Source organism: Actinoplanes sp. CA-030573, assembly GCF_050951115.1.
Taxonomy (GTDB): Bacteria; Actinomycetota; Actinomycetes; order Mycobacteriales; family Micromonosporaceae; genus Actinoplanes.
On record NZ_CP192038.1, the window covers coordinates 6,099,459 to 6,126,343 of the forward strand.

Consider the following 26,885-nt stretch of genomic DNA (forward strand, 5'->3'; position numbering starts at 1 on the left):
CGGCCGCTCCACCGCGGCCCGGCGCCCGGCCTGATCGGCGCCGCTGGGGCGTTGTTGGGGCGCCCCAGCGGTTGCCCCTCTCGTCCTCAGTCGTCGAAGGTCACCTCCAACTTCGGCGTCGCCGGATGCGACTGGCACGTCAACACGAACCCGGCCGCCACCTCGGCCTCCTCCAGCGCGAAGTTCCGCCGCATCGTCACCTCGCCCTCGGTCACCCGCGCCCGGCACGTCCCGCAGACCCCGCCCTTGCAGGCGAAGGGCAGGTCGGGCCGCGCCCGCTGCGCTCCCTCCAGCACGGTGTCGCCCTCGGCGACCGTGACCGTCGTCGACCGGCCGTCGAGCACCACCGTGACCTCGCTGCTCGGGCCCTCGACGCCCGGCTCCTCGCGCCGCGGCTCGGGCGGCAGCTCGTCCACCCAGAACAGCTCGCGGTGGATCCGGGCGGCCGGCACGCCCGCCTCGCCGAGCACCTCCATCGCGTCGGTGACCATGCCGAACGGCCCGCACAGCCACCAGTGGTCCACGGCCGGCACGTCGATCAGCACCGGGAGCAGCGCCCGCAACTTGGCCGCGTCGAGACGGCCGCTCAGCAACTCGACCTCGCGCGCCTCACGGGACAGCAGGTGCACGAGCTCGAGCCGGGACGGGTGGCTGTCCTTCAGGTCGGCCAGCTCCTCGGCGAACATCACCGTGTCGGCGCGGCGATTGCCGTACAGGATGCTCACCTGCGCTCCCGGCCGTCGCAGCAGCGACGTCGCGATCGACAGCACCGGCGTGATCCCGGAGCCGGCGGCGATCATGACGTGCCGGCCGCCCGCCTCGATGTCCGGCGTGAACGTGCCGGTCGGCGGCGCCACCTCGACGGCGTCACCGACCCGCAGGTCGTGCACCAGCCACGACGAGACCAGCCCGCCCGGGACCTCGCGCACCCCGATGCGGGGCCGCGCACCCACCGGCGCGCAGATCGAGTAGCTGCGCCGCTCGTCGGCGGGGTCCTGCGGCCGCCGGACGGTCAGCGACTGCCCGGCCCGGAACGCGTAGAGCTCGGCCAGTTCCCCCGGCACGTCGAAGGTGACCGCCACGGCGTCCTCGCACAGCCGCTCGATCCCGGCGACGCGCAGCGGGTGGAACTCGCGGACCACCACGTCAGATCTCCTTCATGTGCTCGAACGGCTCGCGGCACGCCGGGCAGCGCCGCAGCTCACGGCAGGCGGTCGCACTGAACGCCGCGATCCGCTCGGTCTCGTCGTGCCCGCAATGGGGGCAGGCCACCGGCTCCCGGCGCACGCCCAGCATCAGCGGCACCGGTCCGGCCGCCCGGCGCGGCGCCGGGCCCGGGGGCGCGATCCCGGCGGCGGCGAGCTTGGCCTTGCCGGTCTCGCTGATCCAGTCGGTCGACCACGCGGGCGACAACACCGTACGCACCTCCGCGCGCCCGAATCCCGCAGCGCGCAAGGCATGCACGATGTCGTCGCGGATCGCCTCCATGGCCGGGCATCCCGAGTACGTCGGCGTGATCGTCACCCGCACGCCGCCGGAGCCCTCCTCGACCCCGCGCACGATGCCGAGCTCGGCGAGCGTCACCATCGGCAGCTCCGGATCGGTGACGGTCGCGACGATCTCGGCGGCCGTCGCCGTCGTCGTGGTCACCAGACACCGCCGGGCAGCGCGCGGGCCAGCTCCTGCATCTCGTCGAGGATCGCCTTCAGCTCGGGCCCGTGGTCGCCGTAGCGTCCGCCTCCGCCGGTCCCGTCGCGCTTCGAGCTTCCCGTCGCCTCGCGCTCCGAGTTCGCCCTCGCGTCGTCGACCGGCGCCATCCCTTCTCCGGGGTCCGACCCGTTCGCCGCAAGCGGCCGTGGGTCGGTGAGCGTCGCGGCAGTGAGCACCTGGTTGAGGGCCGCCTCGAACTCCTCCCGCAGCGACGCCGGATCGGCGGCGACGCCGGCCGCGGCGAGGCGGGACTCCACCTCGTGCGGGACGAACAGCTCGCCGGCCGGCGGGAGGATCGCGTCGACGGCCGCCTGCATGCGCCGGTGGGAGAGCTCGGTGCCGTCGCCGAGCCGGACCACCCACTGTGCCGCGTACTCCCGGTGGTAGGTGACCTCCTTGACGCCCTTCGCGCCGATCGCGGCCAGCACCGGGTCGCGCGAGCCGGAAAGCCGGTCGAGCAACGGCAGCCGCCAGGCCGCGAAGATCAGCAACCGCGCCACCAGGTGCGCGAAGTCCTCGTCGGCCCGCTCGGCCAGCCGGACGTTGCGGAACTCGTGCGGACCCCGCAGGTAGGCCAGCCCGTCCTCGTCGCGGCCCTCGCCCTCCACCTCGGCCGCCCGGCTCAGCAGCAGCCGCGCCTGCCCGAGCAGGTCGAGCCCGATGTTGGCGATCGCCAGCTCGTCCTCCAGCTCGGGCGCCCGGGTCACCCACTGCTGGAGCCGATGCGACATCACCAGGGCGTCGTCGCCGAGCATCAGGCAGTACGCGACCAGGTCGGCCCGGTCGATTCCGTCCGGGACCGCCGTGGGCACGCCGGCCAGCGGGTCGGCGAACCCGGTCCCGTACGCCCAGCGGGAGTCGTCGTCGTGATCGGTGAGCGCGCCGTACGCGTCGTCGTCGAAGGACATGGCGGCCTCAGATGTGCGGAACGGAGTCGGGAATCGAGTAGTACGTCGGGTGGCGGTACATCTTGTCGCCACTGGGCGCGAAGAACGCGTCCTTGTCGCCGGGCCCGGAGGAGACGACGTCGTCGGACCGGACCACCCAGATGCTCACGCCCTCGTTGCGCCGGGTGTAGAGGTCGCGCGCGTGGTGCAGCGCCATCTCGTGGTCGGCCGCCCGCAGGGAACCGACGTGCACGTGGTTGAGGCCGCGCTTGGCCCGCACGAACACCTCGAACAGCGGCCACTCGTGCCGGATCTCCTCGCTCACGCCCGTGCCTCCGATCGGTTCCCGGCCCTCTGCAGCTTCGCGGCGTGCGCCGCCGCGGCCTCGCGCACCCAGGCGCCCTCCTCGTCGGCGCGCCGCCGGTGCGCGATGCGCTCGGCGTTCATCGGACCGTCGCCGGAGATGACGCGCTTGAACTCGGCCCAGTCGATCTCGCCGAAGTCGTGGTGCTGCCGCTCCTCGTTCCACCGCAGCGCCGGGTCGGGCAGCGTGACACCGAGCGCCTCCGCCTGCGGGACGGTCATGTCGACGAACCGCTGCCGCAGCTCGTCGTTGCTGTGCCGCTTGATCTTCCAGGCCATCGACTGGGCGCTGTTGGGCGAGTCGGCGTCGGGCGGCCCGAACATCATCAGCGACGGCCACCACCAGCGGTCGACCGCGTCCTGCACCATCGCCCGCTGGTCGGCGGTACCGCGCATCATGGTCATCAGCAGCTCGTAGCCCTGCCGCTGGTGGAAGGACTCCTCCTTGCAGATGCGAATCATGGCTCGCGCGTACGGCCCGAACGAGCTGCGGCACAGCGGCACCTGGTTGCAGATGGCGGCGCCGTCGACCAGCCAGCCGATCACGCCGACGTCGGCGAAGCTCAGCGTCGGGTAGTTGAAGATCGACGAGTACTTCTGCCGGCCCTCGATGAGCCGCCGGGTCAGGTCGCCGCGGTCGGCGCCGAGCGTCTCCGCCGCCGAGTACAGGTAAAGCCCGTGCCCGGCCTCGTCCTGCACCTTGGCCAGCAGGATCGCCTTGCGGCGCAACGACGGGGCCCGGGTGATCCACGCGCCCTCGGGCTGCATGCCGATGATCTCGGAGTGCGCGTGCTGCGCGATCTGCCGGATCATCGTCTTGCGATAGCCGTCCGGCATCCAGTCGCGCGGCTCGACCCGCTGGTCCTTCTCGATGGTCTCGGTGAAGACGCGCTCACCGGCCGCCTGATCGACGGCGTTGGTGGCGAGGTCGCTCATGATGCCTCCCAGGTGAAGAAGCCCTGCCCGGTCTTACGGCCCAGCTCGCCGCGGGCCACCTTGTCGCGCAGCAGCGCGGGCGGGGCGAACCGCTCCCCCAGCTCGCGGTGCAGATGCTCGGCAATGGCGAGCCGCACGTCGAGCCCGACCAGGTCGGTCGAGCGCAGCGGGCCCATCGGGTGCCGGTAGCCCAGCTCCATGGCCCGGTCGATCGAGGCCGCGTCGGCCACGCCCTCGGACAGCATGCGGATCGCCTCGAGGCCGAGCAGCACGCCGAGCCGGCTGGTGGCGAACCCGGGCGAGTCGCGCACCACCACCTCGGTCTTGCCCAGACCGGCCACCCAGGATCGCGCCGCGACGGCGGTGTCGTCGCCGGTGGCCGGGCCGATCACGACCTCGACCAGGCTGCTGGCCGGCACGGGGTTGAAGAAGTGCAGGCCCAGGAACCGCTCCGGCCGGCGCAGGCCCTCGGCGATGCCCGCGATCGAGAGCGAGCTGGTGTTGCTGGCCAGCACGGCCTGCTCGCCGACCGCCTTCTCCGCCGCGGCCAGCACCTGGACCTTGAGAACGGCGTCCTCGGGGACGGCCTCGACCACCAGGGCGGTGCCGGACGGCAGCGCGGCGACGTCGTCGACCAGCACGAGCCGCTCCAGCACGGCGTCGGCCGACTCGGCGAGCTTGCCCTTCTCCGCGGCGCGCAACAGACCCATGGCGACCCGGTCGCGGGAGGCGACGGCGGCGGCCGGGTCACGCTCGGCCAGGCAGACGGTCGCCCCGGCCACGGCGAAGACCTGCGCGATGCCCGCGCCCATCCGCCCACCGCCGATCACCCCGACGACCTCGGGCACCGCGGGCACAGCGGGCGGCTGAGAGCTGGTCATGAGCGATCTCCCCCGCTTTTCGTGAGGAACGCGTGCATGCGGTCGCGCTTGTCGGCCGACTCGAAGAGGATGGCCTGGGCCAGGTCGTCGGTGATCGGGTGACCGCCGGGCGCGTCGGCGACGAGCTTGGTGAGCCGCAGCGCGAGCGGGCCCGACCGGGCCATCCGGTCCAGCAGCGCGTGCGCCCGCTTGAGCAGGTCGCCGGCCGGGACGATCTCGGCGACCAGACCGAGCCGGTACGCGTCGTCCGCGTCCAGCCGCCGGCCGGCCAGCAGCACCTGCTTCGCCACCGAGGCGCCGACCAGGTCGCGCAGCCGCCAGCAGGCGCCGGCCGCGGCGAGGATGCCGAGGCCGGGCTCGGGATTGCCGAAGACGGCGGCCGGCGAGGCGAGGCGGATGTCGCACGCGTACGCCAGCTCGGCCCCACCGCCCAGGGCCCACCCATCGACGGCGGCGACCGTCGGCATCGGCAGCCGGGCGATCCGGTCGAAGACCCGGCTGTTGATGCCCTGCAGCGCCTGGTCGCGCCCGCGTTCCCGCAGCTCCCCGATGTCGGCGCCGGCCGCGAACGTGCCGCCTGCCCCGGTGAGCAGCAACAGCCGGGGCCGCTCCTCCAGCTCGTCGCAGACGGCGTGCAGCTCGCGCACCATGGCCGCGTTGATCGCGTTGCGCGCCTCGGGCCGCGACAGGGTCACCACGACCCGGTCGTCGAGCCGCTCGACGGTCAGCGTGGTCACGGCCGCTCCACCAGCATCGCCACGCCCTGTCCGACGCCGACGCAGAGGGTGGCCAGCCCGCGCCGGGCGCCCTCCCGCTCCATCCGGCCGAGCAGGGTCACCGTGATGCGCGCGCCAGAGCAGCCCAGCGGGTGGCCCAGCGCGATCGCTCCGCCGTCGGCGTTGACCCGATCCTCGTCGAGCTTGAGCCGCCGGATCACGCCCAGCGACTGGACCGCGAACGCCTCGTTCAGCTCGACCGCGTCGAGGTCGCCGGCGCCCCAGCCGGCCCGGGCCAGCGCCTTCTCGGTGGCGGGGACCGGCCCGAGCCCCATCAACTGCGGTGCGACGCCCGTGCTCGCGCCGGTCACGATGCGGGCGCGCGGCACCAGGCCGTACCGCTCGACCGCCGCCTCGCTCGCCACCATCACGGCCGCCGCGCCGTCGGAGAGCGGCGAGGACGACCCCGCCGTGACCACGCCGCCGGCCCGGAAGACCGGCTTCAGGCCGCCGAGCTTCTCCAGGGTGGAGCCGCGGCGCGGGATCTCGTCGGTGGTCACGTCGCCGACCGGCACGATCTCGGCCGCGAACCGGCCGGCGTCGATCGCGGCGATCGCCCGCTCGTGGCTGCGCAGCGCGAACGCGTCGCTGTCGGCGCGGGTTACGCCGTCGAGGGCGGCCACCTCCTCGGCGGTCTCGCCCATCGTGAGCGTGATGCGGCGGTCCTCGGGCCCGGCGCCGGCCGAGCGGTCGTGCTCGGTGAAGGCCGGGTTGGTGAAGCGCCAGCCGAGCGACGTGTCGGCCACCTCGCCGGGCCGCGCCCACGGGGTACCCGGTTTCTGCATGACCCAAGGCGCGCGGGTCATCGACTCGACGCCGCCGGCCACGATCAGGTCGGCCTCGCCGGCGCGGATCGTGTTCGCCGCCGAGACGATCGCGGTGAGCCCGCTCGCGCAGAGGCGGTTGACCGTGTAGCCGGCGACGGTGTCGGGCAGGCCGGCCAGCAGGACGGCCATGCGCGCGACGTTCCGGTTGTCCTCGCCGGCCTGGTTGGCGGCGCCGAGCACGACCTCGTCGATCGCCTCGCCCGGCACCCCGGCGCGTGCCACCGCCTCGCGGACGACCAGGCCCGCGAGGTCGTCGGGCCGCACGCCGGCGAGCGCGCCGCCGTACTTGCCCTGCGGGGTGCGGACGCCGCCGACCAGGAACACCTCAGGCATTCGCGGCCTCCGCGGTCTCGGCGGCCGGTACGTGGTGGCGGGACTGGAGCGCGAAGAAGCGGCCGGTCACGTAGTAGTCGTCGGTCAGCGACGCGGTGGCGGCCGGGTTGGCGCCGGTGCCGTGCAGGTCGCTGAACGCCGCCGTCTGATTGACGAAGACGCCGCCGGTCAGGTTTTCCGACAGGTGCACGCCGGCGTCGAGCGCGGCCTCGCGGGCGGCCTCGAGCACGTCGGGCGAGGTCGAATACACCGACGCGGTGAGCGCGCCGTGCGCCCGGACCGTCTCCACGAACAGCTCCAGGCTGCGCGCCGTCGAGTCGGTCGCGATCAGGAAGGACACCGGCCCGAACCACTCGCGGGTGTAGACCTTGTCGTCTCCGGCGTCGAGCTTGGCCACCACGGGGGTGCGGATCGTGGCGTTCGGATACTGCTCGTCGGCGACCTCGGCCGACGGGTGCACGACCGACGGCGACGCACCGGCCTCGGTCAGCCGGCCGAGGACGCCGTCGTTGACGATCGCGCCGAGCGTGCCGGCCGCCCGTTTCGGGTCGCCGAGCAGCTTGTCGAGCGCGCCGGACAGGTCGGCGGCGAACTCGTCGAAGCTCTTGTGCCCGGCGTCGGTCTCGATGCCGTCGCGCGACACCATGATGTTCTGCGGGGTGGTGCACATCTGGCCGCTGTAGAGCGAGAGGGAGAAGGACAGGTTGCGCAGCATGCCCTTGTAGTCGTCGGTCGAGTCGACGATCACCGTGTTGAGGCCGGACTTCTCCGTGTAGACCACGGCCTGGCTGGCGTTGGCCTCCAGCCAGTTGCCGAACTCGCTGGAGCCGGTGAAGTCGACGATCCGCACGTCGGGATGGGTGGCCAGGGTCGCGGCGATGCCATCGCCGGGCTCCTCCACGGCCAGGGTGACCAGGTCGGGGCTCTGCCCGGCCTCGGCCAGCACCTCGCGGCAGATCTGCACGGTGATGGCGAGCGGCAGCACGGCGCCCGGGTGCGGCTTGACGATCACCGGGTTGCCGGTGACCAAGCTCGCGAACAGGGCGGGGTAGCTGTTCCAGGTCGGGAAGGTGGTGCAGCCGATCACCAGCGCGACGCCGCGGCCGACCACAGTGGTGGTCTTCTCCAGGCGCAGCGGGTCGGCGCCGCGCTGCGGCTTGGCCCAGCCCGCGTCGGCCGGCATGCGGGTGGAGGCGGCCAGCGCGTAGGCCACCGCCTCGAGCGCGCGGTCCTGCGCGTGCGGGCCACCGGCCTGGAACGCCATGACGAAGGCCTGGCCGGTGGTGTGCTGCACGGCGTGGGCCAGCTCGAAGCTGCGCGCGTTGATCCGTTTGATGATCTCGGCGGCCACGCCGGCGCGGCCCTCGGGACCGGCGGCGCGCCAGGCGGGGGTGGCGGCGCGGGCGGCCGCGACCAGGGCCAGCGGGTCGGCCTTGGGGTAGCTGACGCCGAGCTCGATGCCGTAGGGCGAGCGCTCGGTCGAGACCGTGCCGGTGGCGCCGGGCACGTCGATCGGGAACGTGGTGCCGAGCAGCGCGGTGAACGCCCGCTCACCGGCGGGCGCCGCCTCCTCACCGTAGACGGACTTGCTCGGCGACTCCGGGAAGGCGGACCAGTAGTCGCGCTCGCGGGCGGCCTTGATCGCCCGGTCGAGCAGCTCGCGATGCGTCTCGTACAACTCGGTGGGGGTTGTCATCTGCGCTCCATTGCGGTTGGCTATTTCTCTACCGAACGCTCGGTTGGTAATTTACGACGAGCCGGAGATCGTTATCAAGCCCCCGGGGGTGAACGTGGCACGGAGCTCGGCGCACGACATGTTCGACCGCGACACCGCGTCCAAGGCGCTCGGCATCGAGCTGCTCGACGCCGGGGGCGGGCAGGCCACGGTGCGGATGACGGTCACCGCCGACATGGTCAACGGGCACGCGATGACCCACGGCGGCTACATCTTCATGCTCGCCGACACGGCCTTCGCGTGCGCGTGCAACAGTCATGGCCCGGTCACGGTCGCGGCCGGCGCCGACATCTCGTTCCTGCGGCCGACCGGGCCCGGTGACGTGCTCGTCGCGTACGGGAAAGAGAGAGTGACCCGCGGTCGCAGCGGGATCTACGACGTCACCGTGACCTGCGAGGGCGACGTGGTCGCCGAGTTCCGCGGCCGCAGCCGCGTGATCAGCCCGGGAGCGCCGGCATGACCGCACCCCGGCGCCGCGGACGCCCCGGCCATGACCTGGACGCGGTGCTCGCCGCCGCCGTGCGCCTGTTCAACGAGCGCGGCTACGACGCCACCAGCATGTTCGACATCGCCGAGTCGCTGGGCATCACCAAATCGAGCGTCTATCACCACATCAGCGGCAAGGAGCAGTTGCTGCAAATGGCGATGGATCGGGCCCTCGACGGGCTCTTCGAGGTGGCGGCCGAGGTGCGTAGTCTCGACGTGCCCGCGCTCGACCGTCTCGAGCAGCTGATCCGGCGTAGCGTGCTCGTGCTCGCCGATCGCTTCGAGTACGTGACGGTCCTGCTGAGAGTGCGTGGCAACACCGAAGTGGAGCAGCATGCCCTGGCCCGCCGCCGGGAGCTCGACGCGGTTGTGACCGACCTGGTCAAACAGGCCCAGGCCGAGGGAGACGTCCGGCCCGATGTCGATCCCGCGACCGCCGCGCGCCTGCTCCTCGGCATGGTCAACTCGCTCACCGAGTGGTACAAGCCCCGTCCCGGCGGCGCCGGCGCGATCGCCGACGCCGTCACCACGATCGCCTTCGAGGGACTGCGCATATAGGAGGTCACCGTGCAGGACCGGATCCCCCGCCCCGAAGATCTCGACCCGATCGAGCGCGCCTCGGTCGACGAGCTGCGCGCGCTCCAGCTCGACCGGCTGCGATGGTCGCTGCGGCACGCGTACGACAACGTCCCGCAGTACCGCAAGATGTTCGACGAGCGCCAGGTGCGCCCGGGTGACCTGCGTGATCTCACCGACCTGGCCAAGTTCCCGTTCACCGACAAGGCCACCCTGCGCGCCAACTACCCGTTCGGCATGTTCGCCGTGCCGCGCGAGCAGATCTCGCGCATCCACGCCTCCTCCGGCACGACCGGCCGGCCGACCGTCGTCGGCTACACCCGGGAGGATCTGGACACGTGGGCCAAGCTCATGGCGCGATCGATCCGCGCCTCGGGGGGCCGGCCCGGCGATCGCGTGCATGTCGCGTACGGGTACGGGCTGTTCACCGGCGGCCTCGGCGCGCACTACGGCGCCGAGGAGCTGGGCTGCACCGTCATCCCGGTCTCCGGCGGCATGACCGAGCGTCAGGTCCGCCTCATCCAGGACTTCGAACCCGAGATCATCATGGTCACGCCGAGCTACCTGCTGGCCATCGTCGACGAGATGGAGCGGCAGGGCGTCGATCCGCGCGCCACCTCGCTGCAGGTCGGCATCTTCGGCGCCGAGCCGTGGACCCAGGATCTGCGCCGCGAGATCGAGGAGCGGCTCGACATGCACGCGCTCGACATCTACGGCCTGTCCGAGGTGATGGGCCCGGGCGTGGCCAACGAGTGCATCGAGACCAAGGACGGCCCGCACATCTGGGAGGACCACTTCTACCCCGAGATCATCGACCCGGTCACCGGCGAGGTGCTGCCCGACGGCGAGGTCGGCGAGCTGGTCTTCACCTCGCTGAGCAAACAGGCGATGCCGGTGATCCGCTACCGCACCCGCGACCTCACCCGGTTGCTGCCCGGCACGGCGCGCCCGATGCGGCGCATGGAGAAGATCACCGGCCGCACCGACGACATGATCATCCTGCGCGGCGTGAACCTTTTCCCCACCCAGATCGAAGAGCTCATCCTCCGTACGCCCGCGCTCGCACCCCATTTCCAGTGCGTGCTCACGCGAGACGGCCGCCTCGACGCGCTCACGGTCAAGGTCGAGCGCCGCGCCGGCACCGATCCGGAGGTGGTCACGCAGGCGGGCAACGATCTGGCCATCGCGATCAAGAACAACATCGGCGTGAGCGTACGGGTGGAGGTCATCGAGCCGGACGGGGTGGAGAGATCGATGGGCAAGATGCGGCGCATCGTCGACCTTCGAGGTGGTGCGCAGACCGGCTAGCGTGGGCGCCGATGCGCACCCGAGTCATGATCGGCCTTGCCGCGGCGCTGGCCCTGGCGGGTTGCGGCTCCACGCCGCCGTCCACCGTGGCCGCCTCACCGTCGGCCGCCGTCCCGGCCTCGCCCTCCCTGCCGTCGCCGTCGGTACCGCCGCCCTCGGTGCCGTCGATGGCGGTCCCGCCGCCACCGTCTCCGTCGCCGTCGGTCAGCGCCGACTGCGTCACGCGTACGCTCGGGAAGCTGTCGCCGGCCGAGCAGGCCGGCCAGCTGCTGATGGTGGGCATCTCGGTGAACGCGCCGAGCGGGCTCGGCGACACCGTGCGCCGCTACCACCTGGGCGGTGTCTTCCTGCACGGGCGGAGCACGCACAGCGCCGGGCAGCTGCGCGGCGACATCGCCGGGCTGCAGAAGCGGTCCGCGCTACCGCTGCTGATCTCCCTCGACCAGGAGGGTGGCAACGTCCAGACGCTCAAGGGCGCGGATTTCCCCCTGCTGCCCTCGGCCGAGAAGCTGGGCGCCGGATCGCAGGCGGCGCTGCGCGACACGACCCGGGACAGCGCCCGGCGCCTGGCCGGCATCGGCGTGACGGTGAACCTGGCGCCGGTCGCCGACACCGTGCCGGCGTCGATCGGCGAGGACAACCCGCCCATCGGCTACTGGCACCGGCAGTTCGGGTCGGACCCGGCGCGGGTGGCCGCCGACATCCGCACGGTCGTCCCGGCCGGCCAGGGCGCCGGCGTGCTGAGCGTGCTCAAGCACTTCCCGGGTCTGGGGCGGGTCCGGTTCAACACCGACCTGTCGACCAAGGCGGTCGACGCCACGGCGACCGTAAATGATCCGTACCTGGGCCCGTTCCAGGCCGGTATAGCGGCCGGCTCGGCGGCCGTGATGATCTCGTCGGCCCGCTACCCGAAGCTGGACGGCTCGGCAATCGCGGCGTTCTCGCGGCCGATCGTCACCGGGCTGCTGCGCGAACGGCTGGGCTTCCGCGGGCTGGTGATGTCCGACGACCTGGGCGCGGCGGTGGCGCTCGACCCGGTGCCGGTGGGCCAGCGGGCGGTCCGCTTCGTCGCGGCCGGCGGCGACATGGTGCTCACGATCCGCCCGACCGACGCGGCCCCGATGGCCGACGCCCTGATCGAGCGGGCCGCCCACGACGCCGCCTTCCGCGCCCGCGTCACCGACGCGGCCCGGCACGTCCTGCAGGCCAAGGCGCGCGCCGGCCTGCTGCGCTGCTAGCCGCCGCCCTTCCGCCACGACACCGCCTCCGCGGCCCCGCCGCCGTCCCGTTTTGCCCGGCGCCGCACTGTTTCCTGCATCGGCAGGGGCCTCAGCCGGCGGGCGGTGCGGCCGTGCTGCCGCGCACGACCAGGTGCGGGACCTGGACCATCTCCAGGCGCTGGACGCGGCCGGCGTCGAGGCGGGAGACGGCGGCCTGCACGGCCTCGCGGGCCTGGGCGGGCGCGTTCTGGTTGACCGAGGTCAGGTCGATGTGCGCGAGACGGGCCAGCGTGCTGTCGTCGTAGCCGACCACCGAGACCTGGCCGGGGACGTCGATGCCGGCCCGGACGAAGGCGTCCATCACGCCGACCGCGAGACGGTCGTTGGAGGCGACGACCGCCGTCGGGAGCACGTGCTCGGCGGCGATGCGGCGCCCCGCGCGTACGCCGCCCTCCTCGGTGTGATCGCCGGGCACAACCTCCGCGACCAGGCCCGCTCTCCGCATCGCCCGGCGATAGCCGCGGCGGCGGGTCGCGGCCACCGCGCCGCGACCGCCGTCCACGAAGGTGATGCGCGAGTGTCCGAAAGAGATCAGATGAAACAGGGCCGCGTCGACGCCCACGTCGTCGGCCGAGCGCACCACGTCGACGTCGGCCTCGGCCACCGTGCGGCCGACCACCACGCAGGGCACCTGCCCGGCCAGCCGATCGAGCGCGTCGTCGGACGCGTCGGGACCGAGCAGGATCAGGGCCTCGCAGCGGAAGTCGAGCAGCGTCTCGATCGCCCGGTCCTCGTCACGGTCGCGGGTGAGCGTGGAGAGGACCACCTCGTAGCCCGCCTTGTCGGCCTCGCAGTGCAGCTCCTCCACCAGCTCGGCGTGGAACGGGTTGCGCACGTCGAGCAGCACGCCCAGCAGATGCCGGCGGCGGCGCGCGAGCAGGCTGGCCGTGCGATCGGCGCGGTAGGACAGCTCGGCGGCGGCGGCCATCACCCGGTCGCGCGTGTCGGCGCTCGGCCCGGGCGCGCCGCGGAGAACGAGCGACACCGATGCGGTCGAGACACCGGCGCGGGCGGCGACGTCGGCGAGACGCGGTCGCTGATCCACTAATTCACTCCCCGTGCAGCACTTGACACGCATCGAGATCGACTCAGATAGTACAGGGGATTTAAAGCGCTTTAAAGATCGCGCCTTCAGGAGGTCCCTCCATGTCCCCTCGCCCGCCCTCGATCGGCGTAGCGGTGATCGGAGCCGGCATGGTCGGCCGCGCCCATGCGAACGCCTATCGCAGCGCCGCCACCGTCTTCGGCCTCGACCTGCCCGCGCCCCGCCTCGTCGCCATCGCCGACGTGCACGAGCCGTTCGCCGCCGACACCGCGGCGCGGTACGGCTTCGCCCGGGCCGAGACCGACTGGCGCGCGGTCGTCGACGCCCCCGACGTCGACGCGGTCAGCGTGGCCGTCGCCAACAGCCTGCACCGCGAGATCACCGAGGCCGCGCTGGCCGCCGGCAAGCACGTGCTCTGCGAGAAGCCGCTGGCGCCCGGGATCGCCGACGCCCAGGCCATGGTGGAGGCGGCCGCCGCCGCGCCCGAGCTGGTCGACGCGGTGGGCTTCACCTTCCGCCGCTCCCCCGCGATCAATGCGATCAAGCAGCAGGTCGAGGGCTCACTCGGCCCGGTGCGACACTTCGTCGGCAACTACTGGTGCGACTACGGCTACGACCCGCAGCGCCCGATGAGCTGGCGCTATCTCGGCGGCGCGGGCAGCGGCGTGCTGGCCGACATCGGCAGCCACATGGTCGACCTCGCCGAGTTCTTCTGCGGCCCGACCACCGCCGTCCAGGGCACCACCATGACCACGCTGGTGAAGGACCGGCCGCGCCCGCTCGGCGTCGCGGTCGGTCACGCCGGCGGCGTGCGGGTCAGCGACGAGCGCGTCCCGGTGGAGAACGAGGACGTCTGCACCTTCACCACCGCCTACGAGTCCGGCGCGGTCGGCACCTTCTCGCTGTCCCGGGTCGCCTTCGGCCATGCGAACACGTTGCGCATCGACCTGTTCTGTGAGAACGGCACGGCCTCGTTCGACCTGACCCGGCCGGCCGAGTTCACCATCGCCGACGGGGGCCCGGCGACCGAGGTCAACGGGGTGCGGACGGTCTTCATCGGCCCCTGGCACCCGTACGTCGCCGGCGGCCTTCCGATGGACTTCCCCACCGTCGGCCACGGGCAGAACGACTTCTTCATCTACCAGGCCCGCGCGTTCCTCGACCAGATCGCCGGGGCGGCCACCCTGCCGCCGTGCCCCGACATGGCTCACGGCCTGCACAACCTGCGCGTGCTCGACGCGGTCGTGTCCGCCACCGACAAGCCCGTCCAGCTCTGAGGAGACCACCGATGAAACTCGGCGCGTACACCGCCTGCCTCCATGACCGTTCCCTCGACGAGACCCTCAAGATCCTCGGAGAGCTGGGCCTGACCAGCGCCGAGATCAACACCGGTGGCTTCATCGGTGCGCCGCACATCCCGATCGACGACATCCTGGCCAGCAGCGCCGCCCGCGAGGACTATCTGGGCCGGTTCGCCCAGGCCGGCATCACGCTCACCGGGCTCAACGTCAACGGCAACCCGCTCAACCCCGATCCGCTGGTCGGTCCCCGCCACGCCGCCGACCTGCGCCGCACGATCGAGGTCGCCGCGCTGCTGGGCGTCAAGCGGGTGGTCACCATGTCCGGCCTGCCCGGCGGCCACCCCGGCGCCTCGACCGCCAACTGGGTGGTCAACCCGTGGGACAGCCAATGGCTCGACGTGCTCGATCACCAGTGGAACGAGGTCGCCGTCCCGTTCTGGCGCGACATCCAGGCCCGGGCTGCCGACGCCGACGTCAAGATCTGCATCGAGATGCACCCGCACAATCTCGTCTTCAACCCGCCGACCCTGCAGCGGCTGGTGGAGCAGACGAACGCCACCCACGTGGGCGCCGAGATGGACCCGAGCCACCTCTTCTGGCAGGGCATCGACCCGGTGGCGGCGGTCGAGCACCTGGGCGACCTCGTCTTCCACGCCGCGGCCAAGGACACCCGGATCAACGAGGCGAACGTGCGGCTGTTCGGGGTGCTGGACGACCGGTTCACCCGTACGCCCGCCGATCGCAACCCGCTCAACCTGGGCGGCCGCAACACACTCAACCAATGGCCGTCGCGGCCCTCGTGGCAGTTCGTGGCCGTCGGCCGCGGGCACGGCATCGAGGAGTTCTGGGCGCCGTTCCTGCGGGCGCTGCACGCGGTCGACCCCGACATGGCGGTGAACATCGAGCACGAGGACACCGAGCTCGACCAGATCGAGGGCCTGCGGCAGGCCGCCGACAACCTGCTGGCCGCGGCCCGGGCGGCCGGCGTCTGACCGGGGGCGTCCGGGCGTTCCTTGACAACTCCACAGTGGTGTTTCGGTAGGGTCCGGTCATGCGACCGCCGATCCACGTCTCGGTGTGGGACGGGCCGGCTTCGGCGGAGCCGGCGATCCTCGTCCACGGGACGTTCGCTTGGGCCGCCCTCGCCTTCGAGCATCAGCGGCCGCTCGCCCGGGAGCGGCGCATCCTGCTGCCGGACCGGCGGGGCTTCGGCGCGAGCCCCGACCTCCGTCCCGGCGGTCCCCGCGAAGGCCACGGCGACCACGAGGACCGCGACGACGCGATCACCAGCGACTACGCGGTCGATGCCGAGGACGTCGGCGCGTTGCTGGGCGGCGGGGCGCACCTCGTCGGCCACTCGTACGGCGGGACCGTCGCGATGCTGGCCGCGGCGGCTCATCCCGGCCTGGTGCGGTCGTTGACGCTGATCGAGCCGTGCGCCCATGGCGTGGCGGCGGACGACCCGGTGGTGGCACGGGCAATCGAGGACGGGCGCCGGTACATGGCGGGCGCACGGCGTGGGACGCCCGAGGAGTACGTGCGAGCCGCTTTCGGGGACGGGCCGCGGCCGGAGCCGGGGTCGTGGCTGCTCCGGGCCGCGGGCACGGCGCTCCGCGAGCGTCCGTGCTGGCTCGCCGACCTGGCGACCGAGCCGTTGCGCGACGCCGGCTTCCCCAAGCTGGTGATCGTCGGTGGGTGGGAATCGGTGCCGCCCGGGTACCGGCCGGGCATGGCCGACGTGATGCGGGCCGTCTGCGCGCGGGTGGCCGACCGCATCGGCGGCCGGCTGGTGACGGTGCCGGGCGCCGGGCACGAGCCGCAGCGTGAGCGGCCCGACCTGGTGAACGCGCTGCTGGCCGAGCTTTGGTCGGCTACGCCGCCCGGGTGAGCCGGGGGCCGGCCACCTTCGGGGTCACCACGTGCAGCGCGAAGAGGGCGTAGCCGGCGAGGACCGGCACCAGGGCGGGGTGGACCAGCAGCGCCAGGACGGCCACCACCGCCAGCACGCCGGCGGCGGCCAGCGGGACGACCGGCCGCGCCCAGGCCAGGGCGAAGGCCGACCGAGCGGCGCCCGGCCGGCGCGTGCCGGGCGGGAGGGTTCCGGCTTCCACGGCCACCAGGGCGACGTAGCCGGCCGCCAGCGCGCCGATGGCGAGCACGAGCGTCAGCACCGGGCCGCCGCCCGGGACGGCGCCCCGGCGCAGGGCCGCGATGTCGATGAGCAGAAGCGCGGACCCGAGGGCCACGGCCGGGCCGGCGATCAGGCCGGGCACCAGCCGCCGGCGGAACACCGCCCAGCAGTCGGCGAGCGAGGGCCACCGGCCGTGGGCGATGAGGTGACGGATGGCGTGGCTGCCGGTCGCCACCGCCGCCCCCGCCGTCAGTAGCGGAAGCGACAGCAGCGTCACGACGATGCCGAGCAGGGCGAGGTCGGCGGCCAGCCGCAGGGATTCGCGCCAGTCGTGGGGCATGCGCTCAGCCCTTCAGGCCGCTGGTGTTGATGCCCTCGACCAGCAGCCTCTGGAAGGCCACGAAGAAGAGGAACACCGGAATCAGCGAGAGAAGCGACATGGCGAACATCGGGCCGACCGAGCTCTCGCTGGTCGAGTCGATGAACAGGGTCAGCGCCACCGGGGCGGTGTAGTCCTTGAGCTGGGAGAGGTACACCAGCTGCCGGAAGAAGTCGTTCCACGTCCAGATGAACGAGAAGATCGCCGTGGTGACCAGGGCCGGTCGGCTCAGCGGCAGCACGACGTGGCGGAAGACGCCGAACGCCGAGGCGCCGTCGATCACGGCGGCCTCGTCCAGCTCGCGCGGGATGCCGCGCATGAACTGGACCATCAGGAACACGAAGAACGCCTCGGTCGCCAGGAAGTGCGGCACGAGCAGCGGCAGGTACGGGAAGTCGCCGCCGACCAGGCCCAGCGTCCGGAAGAGGATGTACTGAGGAATGATCAGCACGTGCCCGGGCAGCAGCAGGGTGCCGATCATGAGGGCGAACCAGAAGCCGCGCAGCCGGAACCGGAGCCGGCCCAGCGCGTACGCCGCCAGCAGGCAGGAGATCGTGTTGCCGGCCACGGTCAGCGTGGCCACCATGGCGCTGTTGAGGAAGAAGCGGCCGAAGGCCACGTCGAACTTGTTCCAGCCTTCCTGGAAGTTGCCCGGCGTGAAGTCGTTCGGGATCAGGCCGATGTTGCTGGCGATCTCCTCGGGCGACTTGAAGGACGTGCCGATCATCCAGAAGAGCGGGTACAGCACGATCGCCAGGATGACGAGCAGGGCCAGCAGGCGGAGCAGTCTCGAGCGCATCACCGCTCCTCGGAGTCGGAGTAGTGCACCCAGAACCGGCCCGTGTTGAACAGGATCACGGTGATCGCGCCGACCACCAGCAGGAACACCCACGCCATCGCGGACGCGTAGCCCATGTTCAGGTCGACGAAGCCGGCCTTGTAGAGGTGCAGGGTGTACATCAGGGTCGAGTCGACCGGGCCGCCGGTGCCGTTGCTGAGCACGAACGCCGACGTGAAGCCCTGGAAGCCGTGGATCGTCTCCAGCACCAGGTTGAAGAAGATGACCGGGGACAGCAGCGGCAGCGTGATGTGGAAGAACTTGCGCCAAGCCCCGGCGCCGTCCACCGAGGACGCCTCGTAGAGCTCGACCGGCACCTGCTTGAGCCCGGCCAGGAAGATGACCATGGGGGCGCCGAACTGCCAGATGGCCAGCAGCATCAGGGTGGGCAGCGCCCAGGTGGGGTCGTTGACCCAGGCCTTGCCCTCGATGCCGAAGAACGACAGGAACGCGTTGAAGGCGCCGTCGCCGGAGAACATGCCACGCCAGACGATGGCCAGCGCCACGCTGCCGCCGAGCAGCGACGGCAGGTAGAAGAGGCCGCGGAACAGCGCGATGCCGCGCATGGCCTTGTTCAGCAGCATCGCGACGCCGAGTGCGGCCGCGAGCTTGAGCGGCACGGCCACCAGGGCGAAGGTGACCGTGACCCGCACCGCGTGCCAGTAGGACGGGTCGGCGGTGAACATCTTCCGGTAGTTGTCGAGCCCGATCCACTGCGACTCGGTCACCGGGATCAGTGGGCTGTAGTCGGTGAAGCTGAGGTACAGCGAGAGCAGCATCGGGATCGCGGTGATACCCACCAGGCCGAGCAGCCACGGTGAGAGGAAGAGGTAGCCGGCCAGGTCCTGGCGACGGCGCCGGCGGGCCACCCGGCCCCGCCGCTGAGCGGCGGGAGCCGGGGGCACGGGCTCGGTCGGACGGACCGGCATCTGAGCCATGGTCACGGGGTCGGTCCTAGCTCTGCCCGATGGCCGCCTTGGCGGCGGTGACGAAGTCCTTGGCTCCCTGCGCCGGCGTCGCCCGTCCGTAGGTGACACCCTCGGCGATCCGGACCAGCTCGGTCTTGACCTTGCTGTGGCCCTTCGGCGGGACGGTCGGCGAGGTCGGCCCGAACTTGGTGGCGAGCTCGCTCTGCACCGCGATGGTCTGCTTCATGTTCGGGTCGGTGACCGAGGCCTCGACCTGCTTGCGGACGTCGAGGTTCGGCGGCAGGCCGCGGTCGGTGCCGAGGATCATGCCGGCCTCGGGGTCGTTGGCCAGGAAGTTCACCACGTCGATCGCGGCGTCCTTGTGCGGGCTGCCGCGGAAGAGCGAGAAGTAGAGCGAGGCGCGGGCCCACTGGGCGCTCGGGTCGCCCGGGTACGCCATCAGGCCGAGGTCGCTCTTGGTGTTCTTCTTCAGCTCCGGCATCTGGTTGGTCCAGACCCACGACGTGTCGGCCTTGCCGGTGACGACCAGCTGCTTGCTCACGCTCGAGTCGTTGCCCTCGTGGATGACGTCCGGCGTCGGGGTGGCTCCCTGGGCGCCCGCGTCCTTCCACATCTGGAACCAGTTCGTGAGGTCGGTCTCGTCGAAGGCGATCTGGTTGCCCTTGTAGAGATCCTTGCCGTTCTGCCGTAGGTAGACCCAGAGTGCCTGGTAGACGGCGCTCGCGTCCTGGGTGCCCGGGATCTTGGCGACCTTGGAGACGTTGGCCGCCCACTTGATGAAGTCCGGCCAGCTCATGCCGGTGGTGGGCGCGGGCAGCTTGTTCTTGTCGAGCAGGGTCTTGTCGTACACCAGGCCCTGGGTGTTCTCGCCCATGGCGACGCCGACCAGCTTGCCGTCGACCTCGCCGTACTCCTTGAGGCCCTTGGAGAACTTGCTGACGTCGAGCTTGCCGTTCGAGGCGTACGGCGTGAGGTCGAGCGTCACGCCCCGCTGCGCGTACTCGGAGATCGCGTTGTCGTCGATCTGGAAGATGTCCGGCGCGTTGCCGCCGGCGGTGAGCGTGGCGAGCTTGTCGTAGTAGCCCTGGTTGGCCTGCCAGGTCTTCTTGAACGTGACGTTCGGGTGTTTCTGGGTGTATAGCGCGAGCGCCTTGTCGGTCAGCTCGGCCCGGGCGTCCGCACCCCACCAGAAGATGGAGAGCTCGACCTTGTCGCCCGACCCGCCGCCGGAGTCGCCGTCATCGCCGCACGCCGCCGCCCCCAGGACCAGGGGCACGGCGAGAGCGGCGGCGAGCAGCCGGCGGCGCGTCCGGCGGAACGCCGGGGTACGTTGATCAGGCGTGGCGCTCCTCGAGAGGGATTCCATGACGGTTGGCTCCTTTTAGGGAGGCGACCCCTCCGGGGACGGTCACGTTGCCCGGGTCCGCAGGGCTGTGCGGACCCGGGCCCGGCCCCGTCGAGTCGCGAATGACCAGTTCGGTCGGCAGATGGAGATGTGCGGCGGAACGACGGTCGTCGCCATGCGCGAGCAGCATGTCGACGGCCGCCCGACCCGCGGCGGCGGTGGGTGTCGCCACCGTGGTCAGCTTCGGACGGGTGAGCCGGCTGAGCATGATGTCGTCTATTCCGACGACGCTGACGTCCTCGGGCACCCGTGCCCCCGCGGACAGCAGCCCCTCGATGAGGCCGATCGCCATCAGGTCGTTGTAGGCGAGCACCGCGGTGGCGCCGGCCTGCAGCACGTCCTCGGCGACGCCGAGACCGCCGACCTCGGTCGGCGGGTTGGGTCCGATGACGGTGAGCTCGGCGTGCCCGGCCCGGGCCGTGGAGGTCGCGGAACGCCGGATCTCCCGGCTGGTCCAGGAACCGCGCGGGCCGGTGAGCAGGGCGAGCTTGCGGTGACCGCGGGCGACGAGGTGCTCGACGGCGAGCCGGGCGCCCTGAGCGACGTCCATCACGACGGCGGGGATGCCGGTGATCTGGCGGTTGACGACGACCAGGGCGACCTCGCGGCTGAGCTGCTCGATCAGCGCGTTGTTCATGCGCGGGCTGCAGAGCAGGACGCCGTCCACCTGCTTGGCCAGCGCCCGCACCACCTCTTCCTCGACGGCCGGGTCCTCGTTCGTGTCGGCCACGAAGATGTGGTGGTCGTGCTTACGGGCCTGGCTCTCGGCGGCCTTGATGAGCGGGGGGAAGAACGGGTTCGCGATGTCGGCCACGATCAGGCCGATGTTGTAGGTGCGGCCGGTGATCAGGGCGCGGGCCGCGCGGTTGGGCCGGTAGCCCAGCTCCTCGGCGCAGGCCAGCACCCGGCTGCGGGTGTTCGGATTGACCAGGTGCGGCGCCGAGAACGTGCGCGACACCGTGGAGATGTGCACGCCGGACGCCCGAGCGACATCGCGAATGGTGACGGACACGCTCTGACCTCCTCGTCGGCGCTGTGGCGGCGGTCACTGGTGCCCACAATTAATGCAAGCGGTTGCACGGGTGTCAATGTGCTTGTGTTGCATAAAGATTGCAGAACGACGAGAGGTACGCGCTTTCCTCCGGACAAAACCGGACAATAATCGACCGAGTCATTGACTCGGCTCATCGATCGGCCTAACTTCGCTGCAAACCTTTGCAGCCACCGGCCGCCTACGGCTTGGAGGACACATGCCACGAGAAGGCCGCCGCCGGTACGCGCTCGTCGGTGCCGGGGCCCGCGCCGAGATGTTCGTCCGCGCCGTCACCGGGGACCACGCCGCAACCGCCGAGCTGGTCGCGCTCGCCGATGTGAACCAGTCGCGGATGGACGCGCACAACCGCTGGCTCAAGGCCGCCGGGCACGAGCCGGTGCCGACGTACGCGGCCGCCGACCTGGCCGCCATGCTCGCCCGCGAGCGCGTCGACGAGCTGATCGTGACGAGCATGGACCGCACCCACGCCGGGCACATCGTCACCGCCCTCGAGGCCGGGTGCGACGTGATCACCGAGAAGCCGATGACCGTCGACGCCGAGAGCTGCCGCCGCATCCTCGACGCGCAGGACCGCACCGGCCACCGGGTGTCGGTCGCGTTCAACTACCGGTTCAACCCGGTGCACGAGATGGTCCGCACGCTGCTGGCCGCGGGCGAGATCGGGGAGATCGGGTCGGTGCACTTCGAGTGGCTGCTCGACGTGCGGCACGGCGCCGACTACTTCCGCCGCTGGCACCGTGACAAGGCCAACTCCGGCGGCCTGCTGGTGCACAAGTCCGGCCACCACTTCGACCTGGTGAACTGGTGGCTCGGCGCCGCGCCGGCCGAGGTGTACGCGTCGGGGCGGCTCTTCTTCTACGGCCAGGCGGGCCGGCGGCACGGGTACGCCCGCGACTACGACCGCGCGCACGGCAGCCCGGCGGCACAGGACGACCCGTTCGCCCTCGACCTGGCCGCCAACCCGCGGCTGCGCGAGTTGTACCTCGACGCCGAGGCCGAGGACGGCTACCACCGCGACCAGAACGTGTTCGCCCCCGGCGTGACGATCGAGGACGACCTGGCCGTGGTGGTGCGGTACGACACCGGGGCGACCATGACGTACCACCTCACCGCGTATGCGCCATGGGAGGGCTACCGGCTCATGGTCAACGGCAGCAAGGGGCGGCTCGAGCTGGAGGTCGTCGAGAACGACCACGTCAGCCCCGGTGCGGCCGGCGAGCTCAAGGGCGCGGCCGTCCACGGGGTGAGCGAGGCGCCCGAGCTCGGCGGCGTCACGCTGACCATCCGGCCGTACTGGGCGCCGCCCTACCAGGTCAAGCTGCAACCGCACCGCCGGGAGGGGCACGGCGGCGCCGACAGCCGGATGACCGCTGTGCTGTTCGGGGCGCGGACCGACCCGATGCACCGCTCGGCGACCGCGCGCGACGGCGCCCTCGCGCTGCTCACCGGCCTCGCCGCCAACCGTTCCCTGCAGACGAGCGAGCGGGTCCGGGTCTCCGACCTGCTCGACCTAGCGAAGAGGTGACCGTGTCCGACCCGACGTTCGCCATCGACCCGCGCCACGCGCAGGTCGCGCGCGAGCTCTACGCCACCGCGCGTGACCTGCCGCTGCTCTGCCCGCACGGTCACGTCGACCCGCGCCTGCTCGCCGACGACGAGCCCTTTGGAGATCCGGCGCGGCTGCTCGTCGTGCCCGACCACTACGTCACGCGCATGCTGCTCAGCCAGGGAGTCCCGCCGGACCGGCTGGGGGTGCCGCGACGCGACGGCGGGCCGGTCGAGACCGACGGGCGGGTCATCTGGCGGCTGCTCGCCGCGAACTGGCACCTGTTCCGCGGCACCCCGTCGCGGCTCTGGCTGGAGCGCACCTTCGCGACCGTCTTCGGGGTCGAGACACCGCTGAGCCGGGACACTGCCGACGACGTGTACGACGCGATCGCCGCCCGGCTGGCCGAGCCCGGATTCCGGCCGCGGGCGCTGTTCGAGCGGTTCGGCATCGAGGTGCTGGCCACCACCGAGTCGCCGACCGACGACCTCGGGCAGCACGCCAAGCTGGCGGCGGACGGCTGGGGCGGGCCGGGCGGCCGGGTGATCACGACCTTCCGGCCGGACAACGTCGTCGACCTCGACCGCGAGGACTGGCGCGACGACATCGGCCGGCTCGGCGAGCTGGCCGGCGAGGACACCGGGACGTACGCGGGCTACCTGGCGGCCCTGCGCGGCCGGCGGCAGGCGTTCATCGCGGCCGGCGCCACGTCCTCCGACCACGGGCACCCGACGGCCCGCACCACGGTCCTGTCCGAGGCCGAGGCCCGGGGGATCTACGAGCGGGGGCTGCGCGGGGAGGCGTCGGCCGCGGACGCCGAGACGTTCCGGGCCCACATGCTGCTCGAGTTCGCGCGCATGTCGCTCGACGACGGCCTGGTCATGCAGCTGCACCCGGGCGCCGTCCGCGACCACAACCGCCGGCTCCACGCGGCCCACGGCAAGGACGTCGGCGGCGACATCCCGCAGGCCACCGACTACGTCAACGCCCTTCGGCCGCTGCTCGACGCGTACGGGATGGATCCGCGGTTGAGGTTGGTCGTCTACACCCTCGACGAGTACACGTTCAGCCGCGAGCTGGCCCCGCTCGCGGGCGGTTACCCGGCGCTCTTCATCGGCGCGCCGTGGTGGTTCCTGGACACGCCGGACGCGATGCGCCGGTTCCGCGAGGCCGTGACCGACTCGGCCGGCTTCTACAACACGGCCGGGTTCGTCGACGACACCCGCGCCTTCTGCTCGATCCCGGTGCGGCACGACATCTCCCGCCGCTCCGACGCCGCGTACCTGGCCTCGCTCGTGGTGCAGGACCGGCTTCCGCTCGACGAGGCGGCCGAGACGATGGCCGACCTCTCCTACCACCTGCCGAAGCGGATCTTCCGCCTGAACGGGAGCGCGAACGGGAAGGCAGCATGACCACGATCACCGGGCTCACCGTCCACGACGTCCGCTTCCCGACAGCCGCGGCCGGCGACGGGTCGGACGCGATCAACCGGGGCGACTACTCGGCCACCTATGTCGAGCTCGCCACCGACGCCGGCGTCACCGGGGCCGGCTTCACCTTCACCAACGGGCGGGGCAACGAGATCACCTGCGCGGCGGTGCGCGCGCTCGCCCACCACGTCGAGGGGCGTACGCTCGGCGGCCTGTTCGCCGAGCCGCTGGCCTTCCTCCGGTCGCTGACCGCCGACGTGCAGCTGCGGTGGCTCGGGCCCGAGAAGGGCGCGCTGCACATGGCCACCGGCGCGATCGTCAACGCCGTGTGGGACCTGCGGGCCAAGGCCGAGGGCAAGCCGATGTGGCAGCTGCTCGCCGAGATGCCCACCGCCGAGCTGGTGGCCTGCGTCGACTTCCGGCACATCGACGACGCGCTCACCCCCGAGGAGGCGGCGGCCATCCTCGACAAGGGCCGCGTGGGGCTCGAGGACCGGCTCGCCCAGCTGCGGCGGGAGGGCTTCCCGTCGTACACGACGAGTGTGGGTTGGCTGGGTTATCCGGACGACAAGGTGCGAGCGCTGACCCGGGAGGCGTACGGACAGGGGTGGCGGGCCATGAAGATGAAGGTCGGCGGCCCGATCGAGGACGACGTCCGGCGGGCGCGGATCATCCGGGCGGAGATCGGGCCGGACGCGCTGCTGATGATGGACGCCAACCAGGTGTGGGGCGTCGACGAGGCGATCGCGAACATGGCCCGGCTGGCCGAGACCGGCCCGTACTGGATCGAGGAGCCCACCCATCCGGACGACGTGCTCGGGCATGCCCGGATCCAGCGGGCGGTGGCGCCGGTCCGGGTCGCCACCGGCGAGGTCGCCGCCAACCGGGTGATCTTCAAGCAGCTGCTGCAGGCGGACGCGATCCGGGTCATGCAGATCGACGCCTGCCGGGTTGCGGGCGTGCCCGAGGTGCTGGCCGAGCTGCTGCTGGCGGCGAAGTTCGGGGTGCCGGTCTGCCCGCACGCCGGCGGCGTCGGCCTCTGCGAGCTGGTGCAGCACCTCGCGATCTTCGACTATCTGCGGGTGGGCACGTCGCTGGACGGGCGGATGGTCGAGTACGTCGATCACCTGCACGAGCATTTCCAGGATCCGGTGCGTACGCGCGACGGCCGTTACCTGGTGCCCGAGCGGCCCGGCTACAGCTCCGACATCCGGCCGGAGTCGATCGCCGAGTTCCGGTTCCCCGAAGGGCGGGCCTGGCGATGAGCGACCGTCTGCGACTGTCCACCCTGAGCCGGGTTCCCGCCGCGTCCCGTCCCCGGATCACCCCGGGCGAGGCCGGGGCCGGCATCGTCCACCTCGGATTGGGCGCGTTCTTCCGCGCGCACCAGGCGGTCTTCACCGAGGACGCGATGGCGGCCGCCGGCGGCGACTGGGGCATCGTCGGGGTCGCGCCCCGCTCGGTCACCGTGCTCGAGGCACTGCGGGCGCAGGACAACCTCTACAGCGTCACGACGCTCGCCGCCGGGGGACGGTCGGCCCGGGTCATCGGATCGCTGGCCGGGCTGCGGCACGCGGCGAGCGACCCGGGCGCGGTGGTGGCGCTGATCGCCGACCCGGCGATCCGGATGGTCACGCTGACCGTGACCGAGAAGGCCTACCGCCTCGACCCGGCCACCGGGCGGCTGCTGCTCGACGACGACCTGCGTGGCGACCTGGAGACCGACCGCCCGCCGCGCACGGTGCCGGGCCTGCTGATCCGTGGGCTCGCGGCCCGACGGCAGGCCGACGGCGGGCCGATCGCCCTGGTCAGCTGCGACAACCTGCCGGCCAACGGGCATCTGCTGCGGGGTCTGGTCGACCACCTGGCGGAGGCGACGGCGCTCTCCGGCTGGGTGCGGGAGAACGTGACCTGCCCGGGGACGATGGTCGACCGGATCGTCCCGGCCAGCACCGCCGAGACGCTGGCGGTGGCCCGCGGCGAGCTGGGCGTGCGGGACGAGGCGGCGCTGTGGGGCGAGCCCTACCGGGCGTGGATCATCGAGGACGACTTCCCCGCCGGGCGGCCGGCCTGGGAACGGGCGGGGGCCGTGCTCACCGGCGACCCGCGGCCGTGGGAGCGGCTCAAGCTGCGGTCGCTCAACGGGGTGCACTCGGCCGTCGCGTACCTCGGGGCGCTGGCCGGGCGGAAGACGATCGCCGACGCGCTGACGCTGCCGGGGATGGCCGCCACCATGCGGCGGTTCATCGCCGAGGACATCGCGCCCAGCTTCACGGCACCGGACGGGGTGGACACGGTCGAGTACGGCGAAGAAGTGCTGCGCCGGTTCGACAACCCGGCGATGGGACACCGGACCGTGCAGGTCGCCATGGACGGCTCGCAGAAGCTGCCGCAGCGGGTGCTGCACGCGGTCCGCGACCGGCGGGCGGCGGGGGCCACGCCACGCTGGGGCGCGCTGGTGGTGGCGGCCTGGATGCGTTTCGTGCGCGGAGTGGCCGACGACGGAAGTCCGCTCCCCCTCGACGATCCGCTGGCCGGCGTCATCCGGGCGCGGCTCGAGAAGGCGCCGGACACGCCGCCGGGCTTGGTGGACGCGCTGCTCGGCCTGGACTCGGTCTTCGCGCCGGAGCTGGCCGGCGACGAGGTGGTGCGGCAGCTGCTGGTGGACTGGCTGACCGACTTCGACCGGCATGGCGTCGCGGCCACCCTGGCCTCGGCGGCGTGACGGC

At 72.2% G+C, this 26,885-nt stretch carries 26 protein-coding genes; 11 read left to right on the forward strand and 15 right to left on the reverse strand.

All coding sequences use genetic code 11. The features are described from left to right. Positions 1-86: 86 nt before the first annotated feature. From paaE to paaN, 9 genes are read right to left on the reverse strand one after another with little or no spacing between them, the layout of a single operon-like run. A complete protein-coding gene (paaE, locus tag ACQP2F_RS28225) occupies positions 87-1,145 on the reverse strand; it encodes a 1,2-phenylacetyl-CoA epoxidase subunit PaaE (protein ID WP_433292521.1) in 1,059 nt (352 codons plus the stop codon). A 1-nt stretch (position 1,146) separates the two neighbouring features. Then, entirely contained in the window at positions 1,147-1,650 is a 504-nt protein-coding gene (gene paaD / locus ACQP2F_RS28230; protein ID WP_433292523.1) for a 1,2-phenylacetyl-CoA epoxidase subunit PaaD, read from the reverse strand. Continuing rightward, positions 1,647-2,618, reverse strand: a complete 972-nt coding sequence (paaC, locus tag ACQP2F_RS28235; RefSeq protein ID WP_433292525.1) for a 1,2-phenylacetyl-CoA epoxidase subunit PaaC — start codon at positions 2,616-2,618, stop codon at positions 1,647-1,649. The genes paaD and paaC overlap by 4 nt, the downstream gene beginning before the upstream one ends. Before the next feature lie 7 nt (positions 2,619-2,625). Further along, positions 2,626-2,922: a 1,2-phenylacetyl-CoA epoxidase subunit PaaB gene (gene paaB, locus ACQP2F_RS28240; RefSeq protein WP_433292527.1), complete on the reverse strand. Its 297-nt coding sequence runs from the start codon at positions 2,920-2,922 to the stop codon at positions 2,626-2,628. Further along, positions 2,919-3,896 (reverse strand): 1,2-phenylacetyl-CoA epoxidase subunit PaaA, encoded by a 978-nt coding sequence (paaA, locus tag ACQP2F_RS28245; RefSeq protein WP_433292529.1) that lies wholly within the window; start codon positions 3,894-3,896, stop codon positions 2,919-2,921. Before paaA ends, paaB begins: the two co-directional genes overlap by 4 nt. Further along, positions 3,893-4,777, reverse strand: coding sequence for a 3-hydroxyacyl-CoA dehydrogenase family protein (locus ACQP2F_RS28250; protein WP_433292531.1), 885 nt, complete (start codon positions 4,775-4,777; stop codon positions 3,893-3,895). The genes paaA and ACQP2F_RS28250 overlap by 4 nt, the downstream gene beginning before the upstream one ends. Further along, positions 4,774-5,514 (reverse strand): enoyl-CoA hydratase/isomerase family protein, encoded by a 741-nt coding sequence (locus tag ACQP2F_RS28255; protein ID WP_433292533.1) that lies wholly within the window; start codon positions 5,512-5,514, stop codon positions 4,774-4,776. The genes ACQP2F_RS28250 and ACQP2F_RS28255 overlap by 4 nt, the downstream gene beginning before the upstream one ends. Next, the gene (locus ACQP2F_RS28260; protein ID WP_433292535.1) at positions 5,511-6,713 is read right to left on the reverse strand and encodes a thiolase family protein; all 1,203 of its coding nucleotides are present in this window, start codon (positions 6,711-6,713) and stop codon (positions 5,511-5,513) included. Before ACQP2F_RS28260 ends, ACQP2F_RS28255 begins: the two co-directional genes overlap by 4 nt. Next, the gene (gene paaN / locus ACQP2F_RS28265) at positions 6,706-8,409 is read right to left on the reverse strand and encodes a phenylacetic acid degradation protein PaaN (protein ID WP_433292537.1); all 1,704 of its coding nucleotides are present in this window, start codon (positions 8,407-8,409) and stop codon (positions 6,706-6,708) included. Before paaN ends, ACQP2F_RS28260 begins: the two co-directional genes overlap by 8 nt. Before the next feature lie 118 nt (positions 8,410-8,527). On the opposite strand from paaN, the gene paaI reads away from it, so the two are divergent. The 4 genes from paaI to ACQP2F_RS28285 are packed head-to-tail and all read left to right on the forward strand — an operon-like array spanning position 8,528 to position 12,056. Further along, positions 8,528-8,908 (forward strand): hydroxyphenylacetyl-CoA thioesterase PaaI, encoded by a 381-nt coding sequence (gene paaI / locus ACQP2F_RS28270; protein WP_433307635.1) that lies wholly within the window; start codon positions 8,528-8,530, stop codon positions 8,906-8,908. Continuing rightward, on the forward strand, positions 8,905-9,492 hold the full coding sequence (locus ACQP2F_RS28275) for a TetR/AcrR family transcriptional regulator (protein ID WP_433292539.1): 588 nt from the start codon (positions 8,905-8,907) through the stop codon (positions 9,490-9,492). Before paaI ends, ACQP2F_RS28275 begins: the two co-directional genes overlap by 4 nt. Positions 9,493-9,501: 9 nt before the next feature. Next, entirely contained in the window at positions 9,502-10,818 is a 1,317-nt protein-coding gene (gene paaK / locus ACQP2F_RS28280) for a phenylacetate--CoA ligase PaaK (RefSeq protein WP_433292541.1), read from the forward strand. A gap of 11 nt (positions 10,819-10,829) precedes the next feature. After that, on the forward strand, positions 10,830-12,056 hold the full coding sequence (locus ACQP2F_RS28285) for a glycoside hydrolase family 3 N-terminal domain-containing protein (protein ID WP_433292543.1): 1,227 nt from the start codon (positions 10,830-10,832) through the stop codon (positions 12,054-12,056). A gap of 91 nt (positions 12,057-12,147) precedes the next feature. On the opposite strand, the gene ACQP2F_RS28290 is transcribed toward ACQP2F_RS28285, so the two are convergent. Beyond that, positions 12,148-13,143 (reverse strand): LacI family DNA-binding transcriptional regulator, encoded by a 996-nt coding sequence (locus tag ACQP2F_RS28290; RefSeq protein ID WP_433292545.1) that lies wholly within the window; start codon positions 13,141-13,143, stop codon positions 12,148-12,150. Between the two features lie 101 nt (positions 13,144-13,244). Here ACQP2F_RS28290 and ACQP2F_RS28295 point away from each other — a divergent pair, with 101 nt between their 5' ends. Genes ACQP2F_RS28295 through ACQP2F_RS28305 form a run of 3 tightly spaced genes read left to right on the forward strand, consistent with a single transcriptional unit; the run spans position 13,245 to position 16,332 of the window. After that, positions 13,245-14,420, forward strand: coding sequence for a Gfo/Idh/MocA family protein (locus ACQP2F_RS28295; RefSeq protein ID WP_433292547.1), 1,176 nt, complete (start codon positions 13,245-13,247; stop codon positions 14,418-14,420). An 11-nt stretch (positions 14,421-14,431) separates the two neighbouring features. After that, positions 14,432-15,436, forward strand: coding sequence for a sugar phosphate isomerase/epimerase family protein (locus tag ACQP2F_RS28300; protein ID WP_433292549.1), 1,005 nt, complete (start codon positions 14,432-14,434; stop codon positions 15,434-15,436). A gap of 59 nt (positions 15,437-15,495) precedes the next feature. Next, positions 15,496-16,332 carry an alpha/beta fold hydrolase gene (locus tag ACQP2F_RS28305; RefSeq protein WP_433292551.1) on the forward strand — a complete coding sequence of 279 codons (837 nt, stop codon included), beginning with the start codon at positions 15,496-15,498 and terminating at the stop codon, positions 16,330-16,332. On the opposite strand, the gene ACQP2F_RS28310 is transcribed toward ACQP2F_RS28305, so the two are convergent. Genes ACQP2F_RS28310 through ACQP2F_RS28330 form a run of 5 tightly spaced genes read right to left on the reverse strand, consistent with a single transcriptional unit; the run spans position 16,316 to position 21,138 of the window. Beyond that, positions 16,316-16,915 carry a hypothetical protein gene (locus ACQP2F_RS28310; RefSeq protein ID WP_433292553.1) on the reverse strand — a complete coding sequence of 200 codons (600 nt, stop codon included), beginning with the start codon at positions 16,913-16,915 and terminating at the stop codon, positions 16,316-16,318. The genes ACQP2F_RS28305 and ACQP2F_RS28310 overlap by 17 nt on opposite strands. Positions 16,916-16,919: 4 nt before the next feature. Continuing rightward, positions 16,920-17,753, reverse strand: a complete 834-nt coding sequence (locus tag ACQP2F_RS28315; protein ID WP_433292555.1) for a carbohydrate ABC transporter permease — start codon at positions 17,751-17,753, stop codon at positions 16,920-16,922. Then, positions 17,753-18,721: a carbohydrate ABC transporter permease gene (locus tag ACQP2F_RS28320; protein ID WP_433292557.1), complete on the reverse strand. Its 969-nt coding sequence runs from the start codon at positions 18,719-18,721 to the stop codon at positions 17,753-17,755. The genes ACQP2F_RS28315 and ACQP2F_RS28320 overlap by 1 nt, the downstream gene beginning before the upstream one ends. A gap of 25 nt (positions 18,722-18,746) precedes the next feature. After that, positions 18,747-20,087 carry an ABC transporter substrate-binding protein gene (locus ACQP2F_RS28325; RefSeq protein ID WP_433292559.1) on the reverse strand — a complete coding sequence of 447 codons (1,341 nt, stop codon included), beginning with the start codon at positions 20,085-20,087 and terminating at the stop codon, positions 18,747-18,749. Further along, the gene (locus ACQP2F_RS28330) at positions 20,056-21,138 is read right to left on the reverse strand and encodes a LacI family DNA-binding transcriptional regulator (RefSeq protein WP_433292561.1); all 1,083 of its coding nucleotides are present in this window, start codon (positions 21,136-21,138) and stop codon (positions 20,056-20,058) included. Before ACQP2F_RS28330 ends, ACQP2F_RS28325 begins: the two co-directional genes overlap by 32 nt. 238 nt (positions 21,139-21,376) lie before the next feature. Between ACQP2F_RS28330 and ACQP2F_RS28335 the strand changes: the two genes are divergently transcribed. Genes ACQP2F_RS28335 through ACQP2F_RS28350 form a run of 4 tightly spaced genes read left to right on the forward strand, consistent with a single transcriptional unit; the run spans position 21,377 to position 26,881 of the window. Next, on the forward strand, positions 21,377-22,705 hold the full coding sequence (locus ACQP2F_RS28335) for a Gfo/Idh/MocA family protein (protein WP_433292563.1): 1,329 nt from the start codon (positions 21,377-21,379) through the stop codon (positions 22,703-22,705). Beyond that, on the forward strand, positions 22,702-24,138 hold the full coding sequence (gene uxaC, locus ACQP2F_RS28340; protein WP_433292565.1) for a glucuronate isomerase: 1,437 nt from the start codon (positions 22,702-22,704) through the stop codon (positions 24,136-24,138). The genes ACQP2F_RS28335 and uxaC overlap by 4 nt, the downstream gene beginning before the upstream one ends. Further along, positions 24,135-25,421 (forward strand): enolase C-terminal domain-like protein, encoded by a 1,287-nt coding sequence (locus ACQP2F_RS28345; RefSeq protein WP_433292567.1) that lies wholly within the window; start codon positions 24,135-24,137, stop codon positions 25,419-25,421. The genes uxaC and ACQP2F_RS28345 overlap by 4 nt, the downstream gene beginning before the upstream one ends. Then, complete coding sequence (locus ACQP2F_RS28350; protein WP_433292569.1) at positions 25,418-26,881, forward strand: mannitol dehydrogenase family protein; 1,464 nt, start codon at positions 25,418-25,420, stop codon at positions 26,879-26,881. Before ACQP2F_RS28345 ends, ACQP2F_RS28350 begins: the two co-directional genes overlap by 4 nt. Positions 26,882-26,885: the final 4 nt, after the last annotated feature.

What these genes read in the sequence shown, in the direction of transcription:
- paaC (WP_433292525.1), bottom strand. Translation starts at nt 2,618, where the DNA reads ATGTCCTTCGACGACGACGCGTACGGCGCGCTCACCGATCACGACGAC.
- paaA (WP_433292529.1), bottom strand. Translation starts at nt 3,896, where the DNA reads ATGAGCGACCTCGCCACCAACGCCGTCGATCAGGCGGCCGGTGAGCGC.
- ACQP2F_RS28250 (WP_433292531.1), bottom strand. Translation starts at nt 4,777, where the DNA reads ATGACCAGCTCTCAGCCGCCCGCTGTGCCCGCGGTGCCCGAGGTCGTC.
- ACQP2F_RS28260 (WP_433292535.1), bottom strand. Translation starts at nt 6,713, where the DNA reads ATGCCTGAGGTGTTCCTGGTCGGCGGCGTCCGCACCCCGCAGGGCAAG.
- paaN (WP_433292537.1), bottom strand. Translation starts at nt 8,409, where the DNA reads ATGACAACCCCCACCGAGTTGTACGAGACGCATCGCGAGCTGCTCGAC.
- paaI (WP_433307635.1), top strand. Translation starts at nt 8,528, where the DNA reads ATGTTCGACCGCGACACCGCGTCCAAGGCGCTCGGCATCGAGCTGCTC.
- ACQP2F_RS28275 (WP_433292539.1), top strand. Translation starts at nt 8,905, where the DNA reads ATGACCGCACCCCGGCGCCGCGGACGCCCCGGCCATGACCTGGACGCG.
- ACQP2F_RS28285 (WP_433292543.1), top strand. Translation starts at nt 10,830, where the DNA reads ATGCGCACCCGAGTCATGATCGGCCTTGCCGCGGCGCTGGCCCTGGCG.
- ACQP2F_RS28295 (WP_433292547.1), top strand. Translation starts at nt 13,245, where the DNA reads ATGTCCCCTCGCCCGCCCTCGATCGGCGTAGCGGTGATCGGAGCCGGC.
- ACQP2F_RS28300 (WP_433292549.1), top strand. Translation starts at nt 14,432, where the DNA reads ATGAAACTCGGCGCGTACACCGCCTGCCTCCATGACCGTTCCCTCGAC.
- ACQP2F_RS28305 (WP_433292551.1), top strand. Translation starts at nt 15,496, where the DNA reads ATGCGACCGCCGATCCACGTCTCGGTGTGGGACGGGCCGGCTTCGGCG.
- ACQP2F_RS28310 (WP_433292553.1), bottom strand. Translation starts at nt 16,915, where the DNA reads ATGCCCCACGACTGGCGCGAATCCCTGCGGCTGGCCGCCGACCTCGCC.
- ACQP2F_RS28315 (WP_433292555.1), bottom strand. Translation starts at nt 17,753, where the DNA reads ATGCGCTCGAGACTGCTCCGCCTGCTGGCCCTGCTCGTCATCCTGGCG.
- ACQP2F_RS28320 (WP_433292557.1), bottom strand. Translation starts at nt 18,721, where the DNA reads ATGCCGGTCCGTCCGACCGAGCCCGTGCCCCCGGCTCCCGCCGCTCAG.
- ACQP2F_RS28325 (WP_433292559.1), bottom strand. Translation starts at nt 20,087, where the DNA reads ATGGAATCCCTCTCGAGGAGCGCCACGCCTGATCAACGTACCCCGGCG.
- ACQP2F_RS28335 (WP_433292563.1), top strand. Translation starts at nt 21,377, where the DNA reads ATGCCACGAGAAGGCCGCCGCCGGTACGCGCTCGTCGGTGCCGGGGCC.
- ACQP2F_RS28345 (WP_433292567.1), top strand. Translation starts at nt 24,135, where the DNA reads ATGACCACGATCACCGGGCTCACCGTCCACGACGTCCGCTTCCCGACA.
- ACQP2F_RS28350 (WP_433292569.1), top strand. Translation starts at nt 25,418, where the DNA reads ATGAGCGACCGTCTGCGACTGTCCACCCTGAGCCGGGTTCCCGCCGCG.